Origin of the sequence: Pseudomonas grimontii (assembly GCF_007858185.1) — a bacterium.
GTDB classification, from domain to species: Bacteria; Pseudomonadota; Gammaproteobacteria; order Pseudomonadales; family Pseudomonadaceae; genus Aquipseudomonas; species Aquipseudomonas grimontii.
This window is the reverse complement of the sequence record NZ_VFES01000015.1, coordinates 118,319-136,204: the sequence shown is the minus strand read 5'-3', so window position 1 is coordinate 136,204 and position 17,886 is coordinate 118,319. Positions and strand designations below refer to the sequence as shown.

The window sequence follows — 17,886 nt, the reverse complement described above, 5'->3', positions numbered from 1 at the left end:
TGCACGTACGGCTTCCACGCTTCGCCGCCGGCCTTACTTTTATTGGAGATACCTGATGCCACTTCGTACTTGGAAAGCCTTGGGGCTCGTCCTGTGTTTGTTGAGCGGCTGCAACGCCAATTACGTTTTTGATGACGCCGACTACCGTCCGCTGGGTGACCCCCAGGCGACTCGTCGCAGCGATTGAACAGCGGAGCCTTGTCATGCAATTAGTGTTTGAGGTGTGTAATACCGGAAGCAGTGAGCCTGCATCCTGTAAGACATTTGACGGCGTCGGCGGCGTGATCGGCCGCGGGACCGGCTGTGACTGGGTCATTCCCGACGCGAGTCGCTTGCTCTCCAGTCATCATGGCCTGGTCAGTTACCGGGATGGTGAGTACTTTTTTACCGATATCAGCAGCAACGGCATTGGCGTGTCGGGCAGCGCGGAGCGTTTGTGCAAGGGGCAGGCACGACTGATCAGCGAGGGCGATGTCTACCAACTGGGGCCAGTGGACATACGTGCACGCCTGATAGCACGCGCGACACAAAATGGCCGACCAGTGTTTTTCGGCAACGATACGATTCCGGATGATGCGTTTTTGGTGCTTGACCCCTTGCGTGCATTCGACAGTGCGCAAGCGCATGGCGAGGCATCCGAGGATCTGGAAGTGCTGAACCCCTCAGCCGAAAGGGAGGCCTGTGCACTTTCTCACGGCCTCTTGGAGCGGGATCACTTGATCGTGCCGAGATGGGCCGAGCCAGTAACGGCTGAGGCCTCTACTCAACCTGTGCAGGTTGCTGCAGCAAGCCGTGCGCCATTCTGGTCGCAGTTCGCGCAGGCGATCGGCATGCCCCTGGATGCGCTCGATACGCAGGCGTGCGAGGCCCTGGCGATCAAGGTGGCTGGCCTGTTCAGGCAAACCATCGAAGGGCTGCAGCAAAGTCTGCGTACCCGCGATGAGCTGAACGGCGAGTTGAATCTCGGTTGGACCGTACCTGCGCTCAAGCACCACAACCCCTTGAAAGATTGCACCGATACCCAGGCTGCCTTGACCTCACTGTTGGGCCCCGTTGAGCCGGGCCAGCTGTCTGCCGAGGTGGCGGTCGCCCAGGCATTGCGGGAAATGCAGATCCACCAACTGGCCTTGGTCGTGGCCTGCCGTGCCGCGATGCGTGGCGCGGTGGCGGCATTTGCACCAAGCCATCTGCTGCTGTGCTTCGAGCGCCAGAACCTGCCGGCCAGGTTCTCTACCGACGGATCCCATTGGCGGGCTTACCAACGCCATTACCGACGCCTTATCGACGAGCATCCCCTGGGCGAGCAGCTGTTGCGTAACGAATTTTCCAACGCCTACGCGGAGCAGGTGCGCCTGGTCGCCACGCTGCACGCGGCTTATCCGGGATGACTGTCATGTATCGAGCCCCCGTTCTATCAATGCTGCTTGCGCTCGGCCTGCTGGCTGGGTGTGCCAGCGTGTCACCGTATTCAACCCTGACCAAGCTGAACCTGACGTTGAGCGCCAGCGAAGGCGTCAACCCCGATCTTCATGGCCGCCCATCTCCTGTCGTGGTGCGCCTGCTTGAGCTGCGGCACACGGTGGCGTTCGAAAACGCCGACTTCTTCACCCTCTATAGCCGCGCAGAGCAGGCGCTGCCCAAGGATTGGGTGAACAGTGAGGAGTTGGAGCTGCGCCCCGGTGAGCAGTTGGCGTTGAAGCTCAGTGTCGAACCACAGAGTCGTTATGTCGGCGTGCTGGCTGCCTATCGGGACTTGCCCCATGTGCAATGGCGGCTTGTGCTGCCCGTGGCCCGGCAGCAACTCACGCGTGTCGAGCTGATGCTCGACGAGTCCGGGGTTCGCGTCGTCGCTCCTCAAGCCCAACGGTCGGAGGATAGAGATGCAGGTTCATAAAGTCGTCTGGCAGGAGGGCATGCTGCTGCGTCCCCAACACTTGCAGCACAACGACCGTTACTACCGCCAGCAGCTCAACCGTACGCGCTTGCTGGGCATTGATGGTTGGGGGTTCCTGACCCTAGACGTCGATGTGCAGCACCTCAATTTGGGTAAGGTGGTCGTCAACCAGGCCAGCGGTGTATTTCCCGATGGCAGCTTGTTCGAGCTGAACAGCGTGATGGAACCATTGGTGTTGCAGGTCCCTGCCAACACCAGTGGGCAATCCGTATACCTCGCGTTGCCGTTGGCCATCGGCAATCAGGTTGAAGTGCGCCAGCAGGAGCACAGTGATGTACTGGCGCGCTACGTAAGCTGCGAAGCAGAGATCATTGATTCGAATGCCGGCGTTGACTCCCGTTGCCGGATCAACTGCGCACGCCCGGATCTGCGATTGCTCTTAGGGGAGCAGCCCAGTGACGCGCTGTATGTGAAACTCCAGGTTGCCCAGGTGCTGGATTCGACTCGCGAGGGGGGTGTGCGGCTGGACGCGGATTTTGTCCCGACGTTTATCTACCTGCAGAGCTCAGGCTATGTCTCGTCATGTATCAAGGAGGTGATGAGCCTGCTTGCCACCCGAGGCGATGCGATTGCCGCGAGGGTCTGCGGTGGTGGCGGGTCGGAGGGCGCTCAGGTCGGCGATTTTCTGATGCTGCAACTGATCAATCGTAGTGAGCTGGTATTGCGTCACTTCTTGAGTCAGAGCCAGGTACGCCCGGAGGCGTTGTACCGGGAGTTGTTGTCTATCCTGGGCGAGTTGTCGACATTCGCCACCGACAACAAGCGCGCGCAGCTGGAGACTCATTACCAGCATGGTGAACAGGGTGCGAGTTTTCGCGGGTTGATGGAGGGCATTCGCACGGTGCTGTCGTTGGTGCTGGAGCAGCATGCCATGGAGCTTCCAATGGAGCCGCGACAGTATGGGGTGCTGGTGTGTCCGGTGAGTGACCTCAAACTGCTGGGTAGCGCAACATTCATTCTGGCGGCAACCGCCCAGTGCGATTCGGAAGAGCTGCGCCACCGTCTTCCGGCACACCTGAAAATTGGCTCTGTGGAACGCATCCGCGAGCTGGTCAACCTGCACCTGGCCGGCATCAAGGTCAAGCCACTGCCGGTGGCGCCTCGACAAATCCCGTTCCATGCCGGCAAGACCTATTTCATGCTCGAACTCAGTGCCCGTGACATCACGCAACTGGAGCAATCGGGCGGTTTTGCCTTCCACGCCAGCGGCGAGTTTGCCGACCTTAAACTCAATTTCTGGGCCATCAGGAACTGAATGCCATGACCATGGACAGCGAATACCCGCAGGACGAAAAAACCATCCTGCTTGACCTCGATGGTCGCGCTCCCGCACAGGCGCCGGTGACGGACTTCCCAACGCCGCCGCGCTTTGAACAGCTCGAAGACCGGATGATCTACACCGCCGGCCTGCAAGGGGCACAGAACTTCAATATCGGGCCCAACAGCCTGGTGGCCGCCGCCTGGGAACTCTTGTCTCAGGTCGTTCAGCTCAAGAGCAGTTCCGGCCGGGAAAGCTTGCAAACCCTCAACGATCGGTTGTCCTCGGGGATCACGGCGTTTGAAACGCATGCATTGCACCGGGGCGCAGAGGACAAACAGGTTATGTCGGCGCGCTATGTGCTGTGCAGCGTTATTGACGAAGCCGTGGTCACTACCGCGTGGGGCAGTCGCAGTGACTGGTCGAAGTCCAGCCTGCTGAGCCGCTTTCACAACGAAACCTTCGGTGGCGAAAAGTTCTTCCAACTGCTGGAGCGTTTGTCCCGCGACCCCGTCAAGCACCTGGCGATGCTGGAGCTTATGTACCTGTGCCTGTCACTGGGGTTTGAGGGTAAATACCGCGTCATGGAGCGGGGAGGGCAGCAGTTGGAAGCGGTACGAGATGGCCTGTATCGACAGATCCGACATGTGCGCGGTGATCGCCCGCTGATGTCTGTGCCCGCTGCCGCAGCACGGGCGCTCGGTGCACGGCTGCGCATCTTTTCCGCTACCGGCGTCGTGGTCTTCACGCTCGCCTGTTTGCTGGCCATGTACCTGGGCTTTGCCTGGGTATTGGGCAATGAACGCATGGCGGTGCTGCAATCCTTTCAATCTTTGGCGTCGGATCAGACACGGTCGCCGTTGTAACGCTGGGAGCAATGAATGAACGCATTCTTCAAGGGCGTGGGCACGGTGCTGCGCATGAGTTGGGTCTGGAGCCTGTTTATCGTGTTGTCCAGCGCGTTGCTGGTGTGGTTTTTCGGGCCATTGCTGGCGGTGGACGATCACCGGTTCTGGCAAGGCGCTCCGGCTCGTCTGTTGACCATCAGCGGGTTATTCCTGCTGTGGGGGTTAGCGATGGTCATGGTCGGCTCGCGCCGTACCGCACGATTGAATCAGCCCGAGCACCAGGAGCGCCATCAACGAAAGGGGTTGATTGACGACGAGCGCAAGCAGGTGCGGGGGCGTTTCAAGGAGGCGTTGCACACACTGAAAACCTCCCGTCGCTATGGTGAGCGCAATGAGCGTTGGCGCAACGACTTGCCGTGGTACCTGTTGATCGGCCAGCAGGGCAGCGGCAAGTCTCGCCTGCTGGCTGGCTGCGGATCGCACTTTGCGCTTGATCGGGAAGAGGCGATGACGCCGGGCGTAACCCAGTATTTTGATTGGTATCTCGCCGACGAAGCTGTCGTTGTCGAGAGCGCGGGGCGCTACCTGGCCCAACCCGACAGTGCAGTGGATGGGGCGGGTTGGGCGACGTTTCTGGAGCTGCTCAAATTGCGGCGCAGGGCACGCCCGCTCAATGGCGTGGTGGTGACGCTGGCGGTAGAGACGCTGCTTGGCAGCAATGACCGCGACCTGGACCTGCATGCACGCCACGTGCATACCCGGTTGCAGGATATACAGCAGACGCTGCATGTGGATGTGCCGATCTATCTGGTATTGACCCACGCTGACCGGTTGCCGGGCTTTGTCGAGTTCTTCGATGAGTCCCAGGGCGACAGCGCCGAAGCCCTGCTCGGAGAGCGTGTGGTCGCGGGCCCGGCCGGTACCGACATCACCCAGGTCCGCGAAGCGTTCGAGGCCTTGCTGCAACGCCTTGGAGCAGAGTTGATTCCGCGTTTGCATCAGGAGCGCAATATCGAACGTCGCGGGCTGATGCTCGATTTTCCTCGGCAGGCTGCGCAAATCGGTGAACGTTTGTGCCTGTTCGTGGAGTCTGCGTTCTCCTCTCATCGCTTTCAGCGTATTAATGGATTGCGCGGCTTTTACCTGACGTGTGCGCAGACCGCAGACAGGCGTTCGCACTTCGTCCAGGGCTTGTTCAACCGGGTGATTTTTGCCGAGGCCAACCTTGCGGGGCTGCAGACTCCAGAACGACAACGTATTCGTCGACACCAAGGGTTGCTGGCGTTGACCGCCTCCCTTGTTTTTGTCGGGGCGGGGGGGCTGTGGGCACACAGTTATTCGGTCAATCACCAGCGGCTGGCGCAACTGGCGGACCTGCTCAAACCGCAGCCGCCCGCGTCACCCGGTTTGGACGATACCCTGGTGCTCCTGCGTCTGCTGGACGCTCGCTTGGCCGCTACCCAAGTGTTTCCGGCGTTGGCGGATGCTCGCGCGGTCGAGCGGGGTGGCTTGTATCAAGGGGAGGTGAGTCGACCGCTGCTGGTCAGTGCCTATGAGGATCTGCTGCACCGGCAGTTGCTGCCGCTGGTGTCCACGATGCTTGAAGAACAGGTACGGGCCGGCCTTGGCGACCGCGAAGGACTGTTGGACATCCTGCGGGCCTACCTGATGCTCAGCCTGCGCGAGCGTCGCGACAACGCTTGGCTGGCGCAACGCGTGGCCGGTCATTGGTCTGTGCGTTATGCCGGTGATGCATCGGTGCAGAATCGCTTGAACGAGCACTTCGCACGGTTGCTTGAACGCCCCTTCGTGATGCCATTGAATGGTGAGCTGGTTGCCGAGGCTCGCCAGGAACTGCGCGGGGAATCATTGGCGGGCGTGGTTTATCGGGTGCTGCGTGATCAAGCACGCAGCCTTGAGCCCTTGCGCCTGGCCGAGGGGCGCGGATTCGCAGCCGTCGAGCAGCCCATCCCCGGCTTCTATACCAGACGGTATGTGCAGTACTTCGAAAAGCAGGGCCCTCGGCTGGTCAATGCCATTGCTCAGGATAACTGGGTACTTGGGGAGGGCTCAGACCTCAGCAGCCTGGATTTGCGCCAATTGATGCTGGAGCTGGAGCAGCGCTACTTCAGTGAGTACGCCGATGCCTGGAGTCAAGCCATTGGCCAGGTGCGCCTGCAGGAAAGTGACAGCCTGAGTCAGCATGCGAACGGGCTTGCCAGCCTGGCGTCAGCGCAGTCACCGTTGGTGCAACTGTTGCGACAGGTTCGGGAAAACACACGCTTGCTGTCGACCAACGATCCCCTTGAGGCCGTGAGCCAGCAGGCCGGCGAGTTCGGGGCCACGGCTTCCAGCATGTTGCTCAGCCAACTGCATGAGCAGACCTCGCCTGATTCCGCCCGGCGCGCACTGCAGCGTCGGTTCGAACACCTGCACCAATTGCTCGATGCGGATCAGAACCCCGCTGCTGAACTGACACAGGCTTTGCGGCTGCTCGATGAATGGCATCTGCAACTGGCGGCCCTTAACCGCGAGAGTACGCCAGGGCAGGCGGTATTCATGATGGTCAAGCAACGCATGGAAGGGCAGCAGCCGTCGCTGGGGAATCTGCGGGATGCTGCCGCGCGCCTGCCGTTGCCGCTCAAGGGGTGGTTTGAAGGCATTGCCGATGACAGTTGGCGGCTGCTGCTCGATGACGCGTATGTGTATATAAATCAGCGTTACCACAGTGAGGTGTATGGCTTTTACGCCAAGGCGATCCAACGTCGGTATCCATTCAATGCTCATGCCGGCAGTGATGTCGCCCTTGGCGATTTCCAGGAGTTCTTCAAGCCCCAGGGTGGCATGGCGCGCTTTTATGACAGCTACCTGCGGCCCTTTGTCAGCGCCGAGTCCGGTCGCTATCGTCTACGCGGCCTGGATGGCCGTAGCCTGGCGCTGTCGCGTTCGCTGCTTGACCAACTGATGAAAGCCCAGGTGATTCGCCAGGGGTTTTTCACTGAAGATCAGGGGGAGTGGGCGGTTCGCTTCACGCTGGCGCCCTATAGCCTGGATCAGGCAGTCAGCCGCGCGGTCCTGAGTATCGGTGACCAACACCTTGAATACCGTCATGGCCCAATTGTGCCCATGGCGTTCCAGTGGCCAAGCGAGGCGGACAATGGCCGAAGCAGCCTGGTGCTGGAGCGGGGGGCGGAGCGGCCGCTGGGGATTGAAAAAAACGCTGGCCCCTGGTCGTTGTTCCGGTTTTTCGAGCTGATGCAAAGTGAGCCTGCGAGTGGTCGGGATTCGCGGCTGCTCAAGGCCGAGCTCGCTGGCATGCGTGCCAACTTCCTGCTCACCAGCCCCCGCAGCCCTGATCCGTTTCAGATGGCGAACTGGCGCACCTTCCGCTTGCCGGAGCAGCTGTGAGGCAGATGCATGCCGATGGGTGCAGCGCCGGGCGAACGGCGCAAGGCAAGACACGCACGCGCAATGAGGATGCGTTCCTCGACTGCCCCCGGCGCGGTTGTTGGGCGGTAGCCGACGGAATGGGTGGGCATCTGGCTGGGGATGTGGCCAGCCATCGGGTCATCAGCAGCCTCGCGTCGTTGCCCGACCAGGGCAGCTTTGACGAACGGGTCGAGGCCGTACGGCGCTGTTTGCGATGGCTCGACCGTGAAATGGGGCAAACAATTGAGCAAACCAGCGACGGTATCATGGGCAGCACCGTGGTTACGTTGCTGCTCGAAGGCAATCGCGCAGCCTGTATTTGGGTGGGGGATAGCCGTTGCTATCTTTGGCGGGGACAGCGTTTGTACCAATTGTCGCGGGACCATTCCCTATGGCAGCAACTGATGGACAAGCAGCAGTTGAGCCTGCAGCAGGCCCTGGCCCACCCGGATGCGCGGGCCTTGACTCGTGCCATCGGTGGTCGCAAGCCATTGAGCCTGGCGGTGCTGGAATTCAGTACCCAGCCTGGGGATGTGTTTTTGTTGTGCAGCGATGGTTTGTATCAGGGGCTCAGCCATGGCGAGTTGGGCAGTGCCCTGAGCGTGGGGCGGCCTCGCCAGGTAGTGGATCGGTTGTTTGCCGACGTGTTACGGGGGCCGGCTCGGGACGACCTGACGGCCGTGGTGGTCCAGCCATGAGCGCGGTCACCGGCCCGCCGAAACTGCTTGCTGGGCGCTATCACCTTGAGCGGATATTGGGTAGCGGCGGCATGGGAGTGGTCTACCGAGCCCGTGATCTGTTGCACGAGGCGTTCGGCGAGCCCAACGCGTGGGTGGCGCTGAAGCTGTTGGGCGATACGCTCGCCGAATCCCCCGACGGCCATGTATTGCTGTATAGCGAGTTCGCCCTGACCCGCAGCCTGCGCCACGATCACGTGGTCAGGGCCTTTGCTTTCGAGGTCGATACACCGCACCAGGTTGCGTTCTTCACCATGGAGTTGCTGCAGGGCATGACCCTTGATCGCCTGCTCCTGGAGTGCCCGGATGGATTGCCGTGGCGGGAGCTGCAACCCATTGCCTTGCAGCTGTTGGATGCACTGGCTCATGCGCACAAGCAGGGTGTTCTGCATGGCGATGTGAAACCGGCCAACATCATGGTGGGCGAGCAGGGAGTGCGCTTGTTCGATTTCGGCTTGGGTCATGCCGAGACGCAGCAGGCTGCGGGGCTACCGACCTTGAGTCGCAGCCGTTTGAACGCTTGGACGCCTGCGTATGCGGCGCCGGAACTGGTGGCCGGGGGGAATATATCCGCCAGGGCCGACCTGTATGGCGCCGCCTGCGTGATCTATGACCTGGCCCAGGGCCGCCGCCCCGGCGAGTGTCCGCTGGATAAGCGATTGTCCAGGCCTTGGCAATTGCCTCGGCAGTGCTGGCCGGCGTTACGTTCTGCGCTGGCCCTGGACCCTGAGTGCCGAACCATTTCCGTCGAGGAGTTGTGCGAAGCGATGAAGGGACGGCGGCGCCACTGGTTTGTTTAGTGGGCGTGTCAACCGGCCAAATCATGCAACTGGCAGTATTCGGTCCAACTCAATCCGGCCATCTGGGCGACTTCCTTATGGACTTCCAGGCGCTGCGTCTCGAAGTCTGCGGCCGATTGTGCGGTCAGCTTGAGGGTCAACTCCCAGGCAAACAAACCCTGGCGCTCTGCTTCTGCCTCGAAGGCCTCATGCAGCCGCTCGGCGCGGTACTGCTGCAGGGTTTCGCCCTTGGCCTGAGCGGCCAGCGGGTTCAGGGTGTTCAGTTCTGCAGCCACATCAGGATGTTCGTTCAAGAATCGATCCAGCGCGAGCTGGTGGTTATCGCCGGGAGGTGACAAGGGTGTACTCCAAATCATGGGGGGTCAGACCTCGGTTTTTGGCCCGAGGTGGGCCATGTGTGCGCAAGACCCACAGATAATAGACATTGAAGCAGATTCCAGGATTGGCCTGGGTCAGAAAATTCAGCTGTTGGAAAAAAACGGGCTTTACCCTGTCACCCATTGCTGAAAATTCACCGATACCTATGGCAAAAGACTTTCGCTCCCGGTGCCAGGACGTGTAGCGTTAGCCCCGATGTTTCCGACCCTGCCTTCCAAGGGCAGCGGGCGATGGGCAGAGGGATGGGGCATGGCGCAAACGCTGTTCAAACTTTTCTTTACCCAGCGTCTGGCTGCGTTGGCCAGTACCGATTCATTGCGAGCGATCCGCGAAGGGCTGCTGTGGATCTTGCCCTGCCTGTTGGTGTCGGCGGTCTTTCTGATCCTGTCCGAATGCGCTCGGGTGTTGGGCTTTGACCCGCAGGTGGTGACCTTCCTGGCGGGGCTGCACGACCAGATCAGTTCGGTGATTCCATTGCTGGTGGCCGCATCCATTGGGTACATGCTGGCGGTCCAGCACCGCCTGCCGCAATTACCGGTGGCGTTCCTGTGCCTGGCCCATGTGGTATTGGCGACGTTTGTCCTGCGGGAATACCCCCGGGCGTCGGCCACTTTTCTGCTGTTTATTGCTATTGCCTCGCCGCTGCTGAATGTACCGGCGTTGGCCTGGTTGCACCGTTTTCGCTGGACGCGCCTGGTCAACGAAGACTTGCTGGGGCACAACCTGCGAGGCACCATCAATATGGTCGTGCCTGGGGCCATCACCGCCCTGGCGCTGGTGGCGGTGCTGTCCTTGCTGTTGCAGATACCCTATGTGGCGCAGATGCAGGGCCCCCAGGTAATCGATGCGCTGGAGTCGCCCTACGGCAGTGGTTTGTTTGTCACCCTGATGAACTCGCTGTTGTGGTTTTTCGGGGTTCACGGCGTTTATGCCATGCAACCGCTGTTTGATGTGCTGGACCAGGCGGTGGTGCTCAATGGCGCCGCGTTGGCCGCGGGCGAGCCGATCAGGTATGTGTTGAACGGCGGCCTGCTGGGCAGTTTTGCCTTTATCGGAGGCTCGGGCGGCGCGTTGTGTTTGTTGATGGCAGTCCTGCTGTTTTCCAAGAGCCAGTCCATGCGCCTGGTGGCCATGGCGAGCTTGCCGCTCTCGCTGTTCAACGTCAGTGAGGTCCTGCTGTTCGGCCTGCCGATCATCCTGAACCCACGCCTGTTCATTCCGTTTCTGCTGGTGCCTGCGATAAACGCAATGGTGGCGCTTACCGTGGTGCAACTGGGTTGGGTATCCCCGGCGGTGGCCAGCGTGCCGTTTACCGCGCCGGTGCTGCTCAATGCCTACCTGAGTACCCACGGCGACCTGGCGGCAGTCGCGCTGCAAGTGACGCTCCTGGGCCTGGGCACGCTGGTGTACGCACCCTATGTGCGCGCGATTCATCGCCAGGCTGCCGAAGGTGGCACGGTGTACCTCAAATCCCTGGACATGACCTTCCGCGGCCTGGAGGAAAAAGGTCGACTGCGCGAACTGGACCCGGTACTGGCCTCCCACAAGACCCTGGCGCGCCAGGCGAATGAACTGAGCCGTATCCAGCAGATCAGCGATTATGAGTTCTATCTCGAATTCCAGCCGCAGGTCTCGACCCGCACCGGGCTGTGCACTGGCTGCGAAGCGCTGATGCGCGCCCGCGATGCGCAGGGTACGGTGCATTCGCCGTGGGAGTTCCTGCAGTGGTTGGCCCAGGCGCGGTTGATGCCGGACGTGGATGTGTGGGTGGCGTCCCAGGCAATTCGCCAGTACCAGAAATGGCAGAAGCTCGGCTTTGCCCTGCCGATGACCATCAATATTTCCAGCGCCACTCTGACCGACGCCGCTTACGGCGAACGCCTGGTGGAGATCCTCGCCCAGGCCCATGGCCAGGTGTCGGTGGAGATCACCGAAGACGCGCTGGTCAGCGACATCCCGGCCACGCGCCAGACCATCCAGAAATTGCAGGCCATCGGCGCGAAGGTCTATATCGATGATTTCGGTACCGGGTTTTCGGCCTTGAGTTACCTGCACCAGTTCCCGGTGGACTTCATCAAGATCGACCGCAGTTTCGTGGTGGCGCAGCACGATCCCAAGGGCGCCCAGGTACTGACCGGCATGCTGCGTTTCTGCGAAGCGCTGAACCTGGGCGTGGTGGTGGAGGGCGTGGAGACCGCCGAGCAGTTGGCCTTCTTGAACACCGGCGCCGAGCTGATTATCCAGGGCTGGTATTTCAGCAAGGCGCTGCCGGGCGATCAGTTGGAAGGCTTTGTGCGCCAGCGTGCGGCCATGGCGCAGGTCTAGTAGCCGCGCTGGGCCTGTTCGATCTCCTCGACCAAGCTATCGATACCCGTCAGGCGTGCACGGTTGTCGTGATCCCAGGGGTGAAAGCCGGGTTTGAAGTAGTGCAGCCACGGCCGCAGCATGCGTGGGAAGACGCCCTTGGGGCCATAAAGAAATTTCAACATGCGCCAGAAGCCCTTGAGGTGCCCACCCGCCTTGCGGTCGGCAATCAACAGACGTACATGGAAATCCAGCACCACCAGCCAGAAGAGCAGCGTGGTGGTGAGCATGGCGCCGGTGCGCAGCAGGTAGCGTTTGGGCCCAGGCTCGATCACTGCATTCCACACATCGAATGCCACGGCTTTGTGTTCGGTTTCTTCCAGGGCATGCCAATACCACATCTGTTGGTAACCCTTGAGCGAATCGCCGAAGCGTGACGGGTCACTGAGCAGGATCTCGGCCAGCATCGCCGTGTAGTGCTCAAGGGCGATGGTGATCGCCAGGTTGAAGGCGGGCGGGAAGTGTTTTTTCTGCAGGTCGAGAATGAATTTAAGCCGACGGTCCAGGGTGTGCGCCGGAAGTCCGGCGGCTTGCATCAGGTCGTTGTAGGCCACATGTTCGCGGCTGTGCATGGCCTCCTGGCCGATAAACCCCTGGATCTGTTTCTTTAGCTCCGGGTTGTCGATGCGTTGACGGTAGTGGCGCACGCTGTCCATGAAAAACAGCTCGCCCTGGGGAAACAGCAGCGACAAGGCATTGAAGAAATGCGTGATGAACGGGCCCTGTTCGTGCCAGTCGGTGATGCGCTCGGCGGGCAGGGCAAAATGGAGGTCGCGGCGGATCGGCAACATGATTCGTGCTCCTGTTCAGAGACGGGGTTCGTCGTTGGTTTCAAACACTGGCCGGCGTTGCTTGGGGGCCATGCGCTTGCTGGCCAGTACCACCAGCGCTTGATAGGCCGCCGGCAGGCAACGGGCGAGCAGGTCGAGGAAATACGCGTCGCGGCCAATCAGCACACGGCGCTTGTTTTTGCGGACGCCTTGCAGGATCACCTTGGCGGCCTGGTCGGCATCGGTGATGAAGAGTTTTTCGAAGTCGGCGCGGGCCTGCTGTTCGCTGTGGATCAGGAAGCCGGTCATGTTCGCGTCGATACGGCTGCTGCGGCAGATGTCGGTCCGAATGCCGCCGGGGTGCACGCAGGTGGCCGAGACCCCGCAGCGTTGCAGGTCCAGCTCCTGGCGCAGGGCTTCGGTAAAACCGCGCACGGCGAATTTGGTCGCGTTGTAGCCGCTCATACCGGGCTGGGCAAACAGGCCGAACACACTGGACGTGTTGATCACATGGCCGTCACCGCTGGCCTTGAGGTGCGGCAGGAACGCCTTGGTGCCGTGGACCACGCCCCAGAAGTTGATGCCGACGATCCACTCCAGGTCGGCATAGTCCACACCTTCCACGGTGCTCGACAACGCCACCCCGGCATTGTTGAACACCAGGTTGACCTGGCCGTGCTCGGCCACGCAGCGGGCCGCCCACGCTTCCATGGCCTGACGGTCGGACACATCCAGGACTTGCGTGGTGATCGTCACCGGCGCCAGGGTCGAGGTTTTGATCAGTGCCTGGGTTTGCTCCAGGCCCTGGGCGTTTTTGTCCGCCAGTGCCAGGTGGCAACCCTCGCGTGCGAGTGCCAGCGCCAGTGCGCGGCCCATGCCGGACGCCGCGCCGGTAATGGCCGCCACGCGACCGTTGAATGACTTCATGAGAGGCTGCCTTCTGCGGTGGAGTGGGGCGCCGTTGCCGGACGGAGCGGAGCATTGAGGGGCAACAGGTCGACCACATAGTCCTTGAGGGCAAACTGCCGGGTGACCCGCTTGAAGCGCCATGTCGAACCGGGCCACAGGGTGGTGTTCTTGCCAGTACGTGGGTCGAGGTACCAGCTCTGGCAACCGCCGGTGCTCCAGATGGTGCGCTTGAGTTGGTCTTGCAGCTGACGGTTGTAGGCCTGTTCCACCGCCGGTTTGACGTCCACCGTGGCGATGCGATGGCGCTGCATCTGCCCGAGCGCGTCGAGGATGTAGGTCACCTGTGCCTCGATCATCAGAATCATCGAGTTATGGCCCAGGCCGGTGTTGGGCCCGATGATCAGAAACAGGTTGGGATAGCCCGGCACCGTGGTGCCTTTATAGGCGTGTGCACCCTCGCGCCAGGTGTCCATCAGGCCCACCCCGTCGCGCCCGATAATGCAGTCCCGGGGCAGTGGGTCGGTGGCCTGGAAGCCGGTGCCGAAGATCAGGCAATCAGCCGGGTGCTTGATACCGTCAGTGGTGATCACGCCGTCGGCTTCGATGCGTAGCACCGGCTCGGTGACCACCTCGACATTGCTGCGCGATAGCGCCGGGTAGTAGTCGTTGGAAATCAGCACGCGCTTGCAGCCGATGGTGTAGTCCGGCGTCAGGGTTTTGCGCAGGGAAGGGCGGGCCACCTGCTTGTGCAGATGGCGTCGAGCGATTTTCTGCACCATTTTCATCAGTCGCGGGTGCAGGGCAAACCCCACCACGCGACCTTCCAGGGCCCAATAAAAGGCAGCGCGCACCAGGCGCTGGGTGAAAGGCAGGTGCTTGAACATCCAGCGTTCGAAGGACGAAATGGCTCGGTCGGGCTTGGGCATGATCCACGGCGGGGTACGTTGGAACAGGTCCAGGTGGGCCACCTGCGGCGCGATCTGCGGCACGAATTGAATGGCACTGGCACCGGTGCCGATCACCGCCACGCGTTTGCCCTTCAAGGAATAGTCGTGGTCCCACTGCTGGGAGTGGAAACGCTTGCCCTTGAAGTGCTCCAGCCCCGGTATATCCGGCAGCGCCGGGCGCGACAGCCCGCCCATGCCCGATACCAGCACCCGCGCGCTCACTTGGCGACCATTACTGAAGCTCAACTGCCAGCGTTGTTGCCGGTCATCGAACACCGCGCGCTCAAGGCCCATGCCGAAACGCAGGTAGGGCGCCAACCCGAAGCGCGCCGCGCAGTGTTCCAGGTAGGCGCGGATTTCCGCTTGCGGCGCGAACTGTCGTGTCCAGTCCGGGTTGGGCGCAAAGGAAAACGAATACACATGAGACTGCACATCGCAGGCGCAACCGGGGTAGTGATTGTCCCGCCAGGTGCCGCCGAGGGTATCGGCCTGCTCGGCGACAAAGAAGTCGCTGAACCCCGCTTCCTTGAGCTTGATGGCCATGCACAGGCCGGCAAAGCCCGAGCCGATGATGGCGATGTCGATGGAATCAGTGTGGGCATTCATAGGCGGTCCTTCATGGGCATCGGATGTGCTCCTGTTTTTGTTGTGTCTTTAGATAGAACACCATTGCAAAGGAAAATTGAATTAATTATTTTAAAAAAGATTTTAAATAATCTACCTGAAAATATCGCCTACGCTAGGACCTTGTTCCTTATGTGCGACTTGTCCGACGGACGAGCGTAGTACGCACGCCGTTCAGGTCCAGGGTGTGGACGTTGGCCGAGGCCTTGACCAATTCCGGTCAGGTCGCCGGCAACAGGGAAGCTGAGGACCGAGCTATGGCTGTGCAATGGTTGATTGTGGCGGGTGTACTGGTGGGGGCGAGCGCCGTGTTGTGGGGCTTCAGCACCTGGATGACGCGGCGCATCGAAGCCGCTGTCCCCATCAACGGGCGCTTCGTGGAGGTGGAGGGCGAGCGCTTTCATTATGTCGAAGAGGGCAAGGGCCCGCCGCTGGTGATGATTCACGGGCTGATGGGCAGCAGTCGCAACCTGACCTATGCCTTGTCCGGCCAATTGCGTGAGCACTTTCGGGTGATCACCCTCGACCGTCCCGGGTCGGGTTATTCCACGCGGCATAAAGGTACCGCTGCGGACTTGCCGGCCCAGGCGCGGCAAGTCGCGGCCTTTATCAACACGCTTGGCCTGGACAAGCCTGTGGTGCTGGGGCATTCCCTCGGCGGCGCGATCTCCCTGGCCCTGGCCCTCGATCATCCCGAGGCTGTATCGGGCCTGGTGCTGGTGGCACCGTTGACCCATCCCCAACCCACATTGCCGCTGGTGTTCTGGTCGCTGGCGGTGCGACCGGCCTGGCTGCGACGCTTTGTAGCCCACACGCTCACCGTGCCCATTGGCCTGCTGACCCGACGTTCGGTGGTCAAGGGCGTGTTTGCGCCGGACCCCGCTCCCGAGGACTTCGCCACCCAGGGCGGCGGCTTGCTGGGTATGCGTCCCGACAACTTTTACGCCGCCTCCAGCGAGATTGTGTTGGTCAACGACTGCCTGCCTGGGATGGTCAAGCGCTACCCGCAACTGACCCTGCCCATCGGCCTTATCTATGGCGCGCGGGACAAGGTGCTGGACTTTCGCCAGCATGGCCAGGCCCTCGCCGACAAAGTGCCAGGCCTCAAGCTGCAAGTGGTGGAAGGGCGCGGCCACATGCTGCCGATTACCGCCACGGCGCGGGTGGTCGAGGCCGTATTGCACGTGGCCAAGCGCGTGCGCCCAGTGGAAACGGCCACGGTCCTGCATCCGCCCTTTGCCTTGGCGAACAAATAATCGTGGCCCTCATTGTGGGGGCGAACGTCGCAAATGCTTGCCCTAGAGACCTGACTAAACGGCTGAAAAAGAGACTGCTCGGTCACGCCCAAAAGGCCTTGAAAAAGTAGTTGACGACCTAACGATTCCGCGTTATTTATTTAAAAAAAATATTTCAATATTTATTTTGAAATGATTTTTGAAATGCCTAAGAGCGAATAACAATGAAAAAAACGTCTTTTATCGCATGGTTGATTTCCCGGAGCATCCAGCGCTCCTTGAACCTGTTTTCCGCCTGCCTGCCACGGAGGCTGCCATGAACCAGACTCTGGCAGCACCCAGCGTTTGGACCGACGGCAAGCGCCATCTGTGGTGGTTGGGCATCATGCCATTGGCCACCCCGCTGTTGTCCGGCGCGCTCGCCATTACCACCGGCATCCAGCAACTGTGGTGGGTGGGTGTACTGGTGATCTTTGGCCTGATCCCCCTGATCGACGGCCTGCTCGGCGAAGACGTCAGCAACCCGCCCGAATCTGCCGTCAACCACCTTGAATCCCAAAGCTACTACCGCTGGATCGTCTACACCGGCGTGCTGTTCGTCATCTCGTCGGTGGTCATTACCGGTTGGCTGGCCGCCGGCGGCATCGACTGGATCATTCAGGGTGGCCTGCTGCACGCCACCGCCAACGTCGAGCCTTCCAATTGGCTGGCCCACGCCGCCGGTTACATCACCGACCGTACGCAACTGCATGGCGAACCGAGCTGGTTTACCTACCTGGGCATGGCCATGTCGACGGGGGCCGCCACCGGCATTGCCATCAACACCGCCCATGAACTGGGGCACAAGCCCAATGCCCTGGAAGTGTTCCTGGCCAAGGTCACGCTGGCACCGACGTTCTACGGGCACTTCTACACCGAACACAACCGTGGCCATCACGTGCGCGTCGCCACGCCGGAAGACCCGGCCAGCTCACGCCTGGGTGAGAGTTTCTGGGCCTTCCTGCCGCGTTCGGTGTGGTTCAGTGCACGCTCGGCATGGAACCTGGAGCGCGAGCGCCTGCGCAAACTCGGCCTGCCGGCCTGGCATTGGAAAAACGGGGTGCTCAGTGCCTGGATGTACAGCGTGGTGTTGTGGGGCGCGATGATTGCCTGGCTGGGGGCGGCGGTGATTCCGTTCCTGATTATCCAGGGCATTTACGGCTTCTCGTTGCTGGAAGTGGTGAACTATGTGGAGCACTACGGCCTTAAACGTCAGAAGTTGCCTAACGGTCGTTATGAGCGTTGTTCGCCTCGGCACTCCTGGAACAGTAACCGGATTGTCACCAATATCTTTCTGTTCCAGTTGCAGCGGCACTCCGATCACCATGCCAATCCCACGCGTAGTTATCAGTCATTGCGCCACTTCGAGGAGTCACCGCAACTGCCTTATGGCTACGCGAGCATGATTGTCTGGGCGTATGTGCCGTACTTGTGGCGGCGGCGCATGGACCATCGAGTTCTTAATCACTATGCCGGGGACATCACCCTGACCAATCTTCAACCTTCACAGCGTTTGAAGTACCTGGAGAAGTACAGCGGCAATGCCAAGCCGTTTTGATCTGAAGTAACACTTAGTTTTGTTGTGTGCTCGGGG

The 17,886-nt window shown here is 60.9% G+C and carries 15 protein-coding genes; 11 read left to right on the top strand and 4 right to left on the bottom strand.

Annotated elements, in window-relative coordinates; genetic code table 11:
* Nucleotides 1-55 precede the first annotated feature (55 nt).
* The 8 genes from FIV39_RS22490 to FIV39_RS22455 are packed head-to-tail and all read left to right on the top strand — an operon-like array spanning nucleotide 56 to nucleotide 9,026.
* Entirely contained in the window at nucleotides 56-187 is a 132-nt protein-coding gene (locus tag FIV39_RS22490; protein WP_081797692.1) for a type VI secretion protein, read from the top strand.
* Between the two features lie 16 nt (nucleotides 188-203).
* Nucleotides 204-1,388: a type VI secretion system-associated FHA domain protein TagH gene (tagH, locus tag FIV39_RS22485; protein WP_090403396.1), complete on the top strand. Its 1,185-nt coding sequence runs from the start codon at nucleotides 204-206 to the stop codon at nucleotides 1,386-1,388.
* A gap of 5 nt (nucleotides 1,389-1,393) precedes the next feature.
* On the top strand, nucleotides 1,394-1,894 hold the full coding sequence (gene tssJ, locus FIV39_RS22480; RefSeq protein WP_090403399.1) for a type VI secretion system lipoprotein TssJ: 501 nt from the start codon (nucleotides 1,394-1,396) through the stop codon (nucleotides 1,892-1,894).
* Complete coding sequence (gene tssK, locus FIV39_RS22475) at nucleotides 1,881-3,209, top strand: type VI secretion system baseplate subunit TssK (RefSeq protein WP_090403401.1); 1,329 nt, start codon at nucleotides 1,881-1,883, stop codon at nucleotides 3,207-3,209. Before tssJ ends, tssK begins: the two co-directional genes overlap by 14 nt.
* 5 nt (nucleotides 3,210-3,214) lie before the next feature.
* On the top strand, nucleotides 3,215-4,078 hold the full coding sequence (icmH, locus tag FIV39_RS22470) for a type IVB secretion system protein IcmH/DotU (protein ID WP_090403403.1): 864 nt from the start codon (nucleotides 3,215-3,217) through the stop codon (nucleotides 4,076-4,078).
* A 15-nt stretch (nucleotides 4,079-4,093) separates the two neighbouring features.
* On the top strand, nucleotides 4,094-7,468 hold the full coding sequence (gene tssM / locus FIV39_RS22465; RefSeq protein ID WP_090403406.1) for a type VI secretion system membrane subunit TssM: 3,375 nt from the start codon (nucleotides 4,094-4,096) through the stop codon (nucleotides 7,466-7,468).
* Between the two features lie 5 nt (nucleotides 7,469-7,473).
* Nucleotides 7,474-8,187 (top strand): PP2C family protein-serine/threonine phosphatase, encoded by a 714-nt coding sequence (locus tag FIV39_RS22460; RefSeq protein ID WP_090403408.1) that lies wholly within the window; start codon nucleotides 7,474-7,476, stop codon nucleotides 8,185-8,187.
* Nucleotides 8,184-9,026, top strand: coding sequence for a serine/threonine-protein kinase (locus FIV39_RS22455; protein ID WP_090403410.1), 843 nt, complete (start codon nucleotides 8,184-8,186; stop codon nucleotides 9,024-9,026). Before FIV39_RS22460 ends, FIV39_RS22455 begins: the two co-directional genes overlap by 4 nt.
* Before the next feature lie 8 nt (nucleotides 9,027-9,034).
* On the opposite strand, the gene FIV39_RS22450 is transcribed toward FIV39_RS22455, so the two are convergent.
* Nucleotides 9,035-9,364, bottom strand: coding sequence for a DUF6388 family protein (locus FIV39_RS22450; protein WP_090403413.1), 330 nt, complete (start codon nucleotides 9,362-9,364; stop codon nucleotides 9,035-9,037).
* Between the two features lie 289 nt (nucleotides 9,365-9,653).
* Here FIV39_RS22450 and FIV39_RS22445 point away from each other — a divergent pair, with 289 nt between their 5' ends.
* Complete coding sequence (locus FIV39_RS22445; protein WP_090403415.1) at nucleotides 9,654-11,729, top strand: PTS sugar transporter subunit IIC/EAL domain-containing protein; 2,076 nt, start codon at nucleotides 9,654-9,656, stop codon at nucleotides 11,727-11,729.
* On the opposite strand, the gene FIV39_RS22440 is transcribed toward FIV39_RS22445, so the two are convergent.
* Genes FIV39_RS22440 through FIV39_RS22430 form a run of 3 tightly spaced genes read right to left on the bottom strand, consistent with a single transcriptional unit; the run spans nucleotide 11,726 to nucleotide 15,000 of the window.
* Nucleotides 11,726-12,559, bottom strand: a complete 834-nt coding sequence (locus tag FIV39_RS22440; protein ID WP_090403417.1) for a metal-dependent hydrolase — start codon at nucleotides 12,557-12,559, stop codon at nucleotides 11,726-11,728. The genes FIV39_RS22445 and FIV39_RS22440 overlap by 4 nt on opposite strands.
* Nucleotides 12,560-12,574: 15 nt before the next feature.
* Nucleotides 12,575-13,465: an SDR family NAD(P)-dependent oxidoreductase gene (locus tag FIV39_RS22435; protein WP_090403419.1), complete on the bottom strand. Its 891-nt coding sequence runs from the start codon at nucleotides 13,463-13,465 to the stop codon at nucleotides 12,575-12,577.
* A complete protein-coding gene (locus tag FIV39_RS22430) occupies nucleotides 13,462-15,000 on the bottom strand; it encodes a flavin-containing monooxygenase (protein ID WP_090403422.1) in 1,539 nt (512 codons plus the stop codon). Before FIV39_RS22430 ends, FIV39_RS22435 begins: the two co-directional genes overlap by 4 nt.
* Nucleotides 15,001-15,275: 275 nt before the next feature.
* On the opposite strand from FIV39_RS22430, the gene FIV39_RS22425 reads away from it, so the two are divergent.
* Both FIV39_RS22425 and FIV39_RS22420 read left to right on the top strand, forming a co-directional pair.
* Nucleotides 15,276-16,274 (top strand): alpha/beta fold hydrolase, encoded by a 999-nt coding sequence (locus tag FIV39_RS22425; protein WP_090403424.1) that lies wholly within the window; start codon nucleotides 15,276-15,278, stop codon nucleotides 16,272-16,274.
* Nucleotides 16,275-16,569: 295 nt separating this feature from the next.
* Nucleotides 16,570-17,850 (top strand): alkane 1-monooxygenase, encoded by a 1,281-nt coding sequence (locus FIV39_RS22420; RefSeq protein WP_090403426.1) that lies wholly within the window; start codon nucleotides 16,570-16,572, stop codon nucleotides 17,848-17,850.
* Nucleotides 17,851-17,886: the final 36 nt, after the last annotated feature.

Coding starts and splice junctions, on each gene's coding strand:
- FIV39_RS22430 (WP_090403422.1), bottom strand. CDS start 15,000: ATGAATGCCCACACTGATTCCATCGACATCGCCATCATCGGCTCGGGC.
- FIV39_RS22440 (WP_090403417.1), bottom strand. CDS start 12,559: ATGTTGCCGATCCGCCGCGACCTCCATTTTGCCCTGCCCGCCGAGCGC.
- FIV39_RS22445 (WP_090403415.1), top strand. CDS start 9,654: ATGGCGCAAACGCTGTTCAAACTTTTCTTTACCCAGCGTCTGGCTGCG.
- FIV39_RS22435 (WP_090403419.1), bottom strand. CDS start 13,465: ATGAAGTCATTCAACGGTCGCGTGGCGGCCATTACCGGCGCGGCGTCC.
- FIV39_RS22425 (WP_090403424.1), top strand. CDS start 15,276: ATGGCTGTGCAATGGTTGATTGTGGCGGGTGTACTGGTGGGGGCGAGC.
- FIV39_RS22420 (WP_090403426.1), top strand. CDS start 16,570: ATGAACCAGACTCTGGCAGCACCCAGCGTTTGGACCGACGGCAAGCGC.
- FIV39_RS22490 (WP_081797692.1), top strand. CDS start 56: ATGCCACTTCGTACTTGGAAAGCCTTGGGGCTCGTCCTGTGTTTGTTG.
- tagH (WP_090403396.1), top strand. CDS start 204: ATGCAATTAGTGTTTGAGGTGTGTAATACCGGAAGCAGTGAGCCTGCA.
- tssM (WP_090403406.1), top strand. CDS start 4,094: ATGAACGCATTCTTCAAGGGCGTGGGCACGGTGCTGCGCATGAGTTGG.
- tssJ (WP_090403399.1), top strand. CDS start 1,394: ATGTATCGAGCCCCCGTTCTATCAATGCTGCTTGCGCTCGGCCTGCTG.
- icmH (WP_090403403.1), top strand. CDS start 3,215: ATGACCATGGACAGCGAATACCCGCAGGACGAAAAAACCATCCTGCTT.
- tssK (WP_090403401.1), top strand. CDS start 1,881: ATGCAGGTTCATAAAGTCGTCTGGCAGGAGGGCATGCTGCTGCGTCCC.
- FIV39_RS22455 (WP_090403410.1), top strand. CDS start 8,184: ATGAGCGCGGTCACCGGCCCGCCGAAACTGCTTGCTGGGCGCTATCAC.
- FIV39_RS22460 (WP_090403408.1), top strand. CDS start 7,474: ATGCATGCCGATGGGTGCAGCGCCGGGCGAACGGCGCAAGGCAAGACA.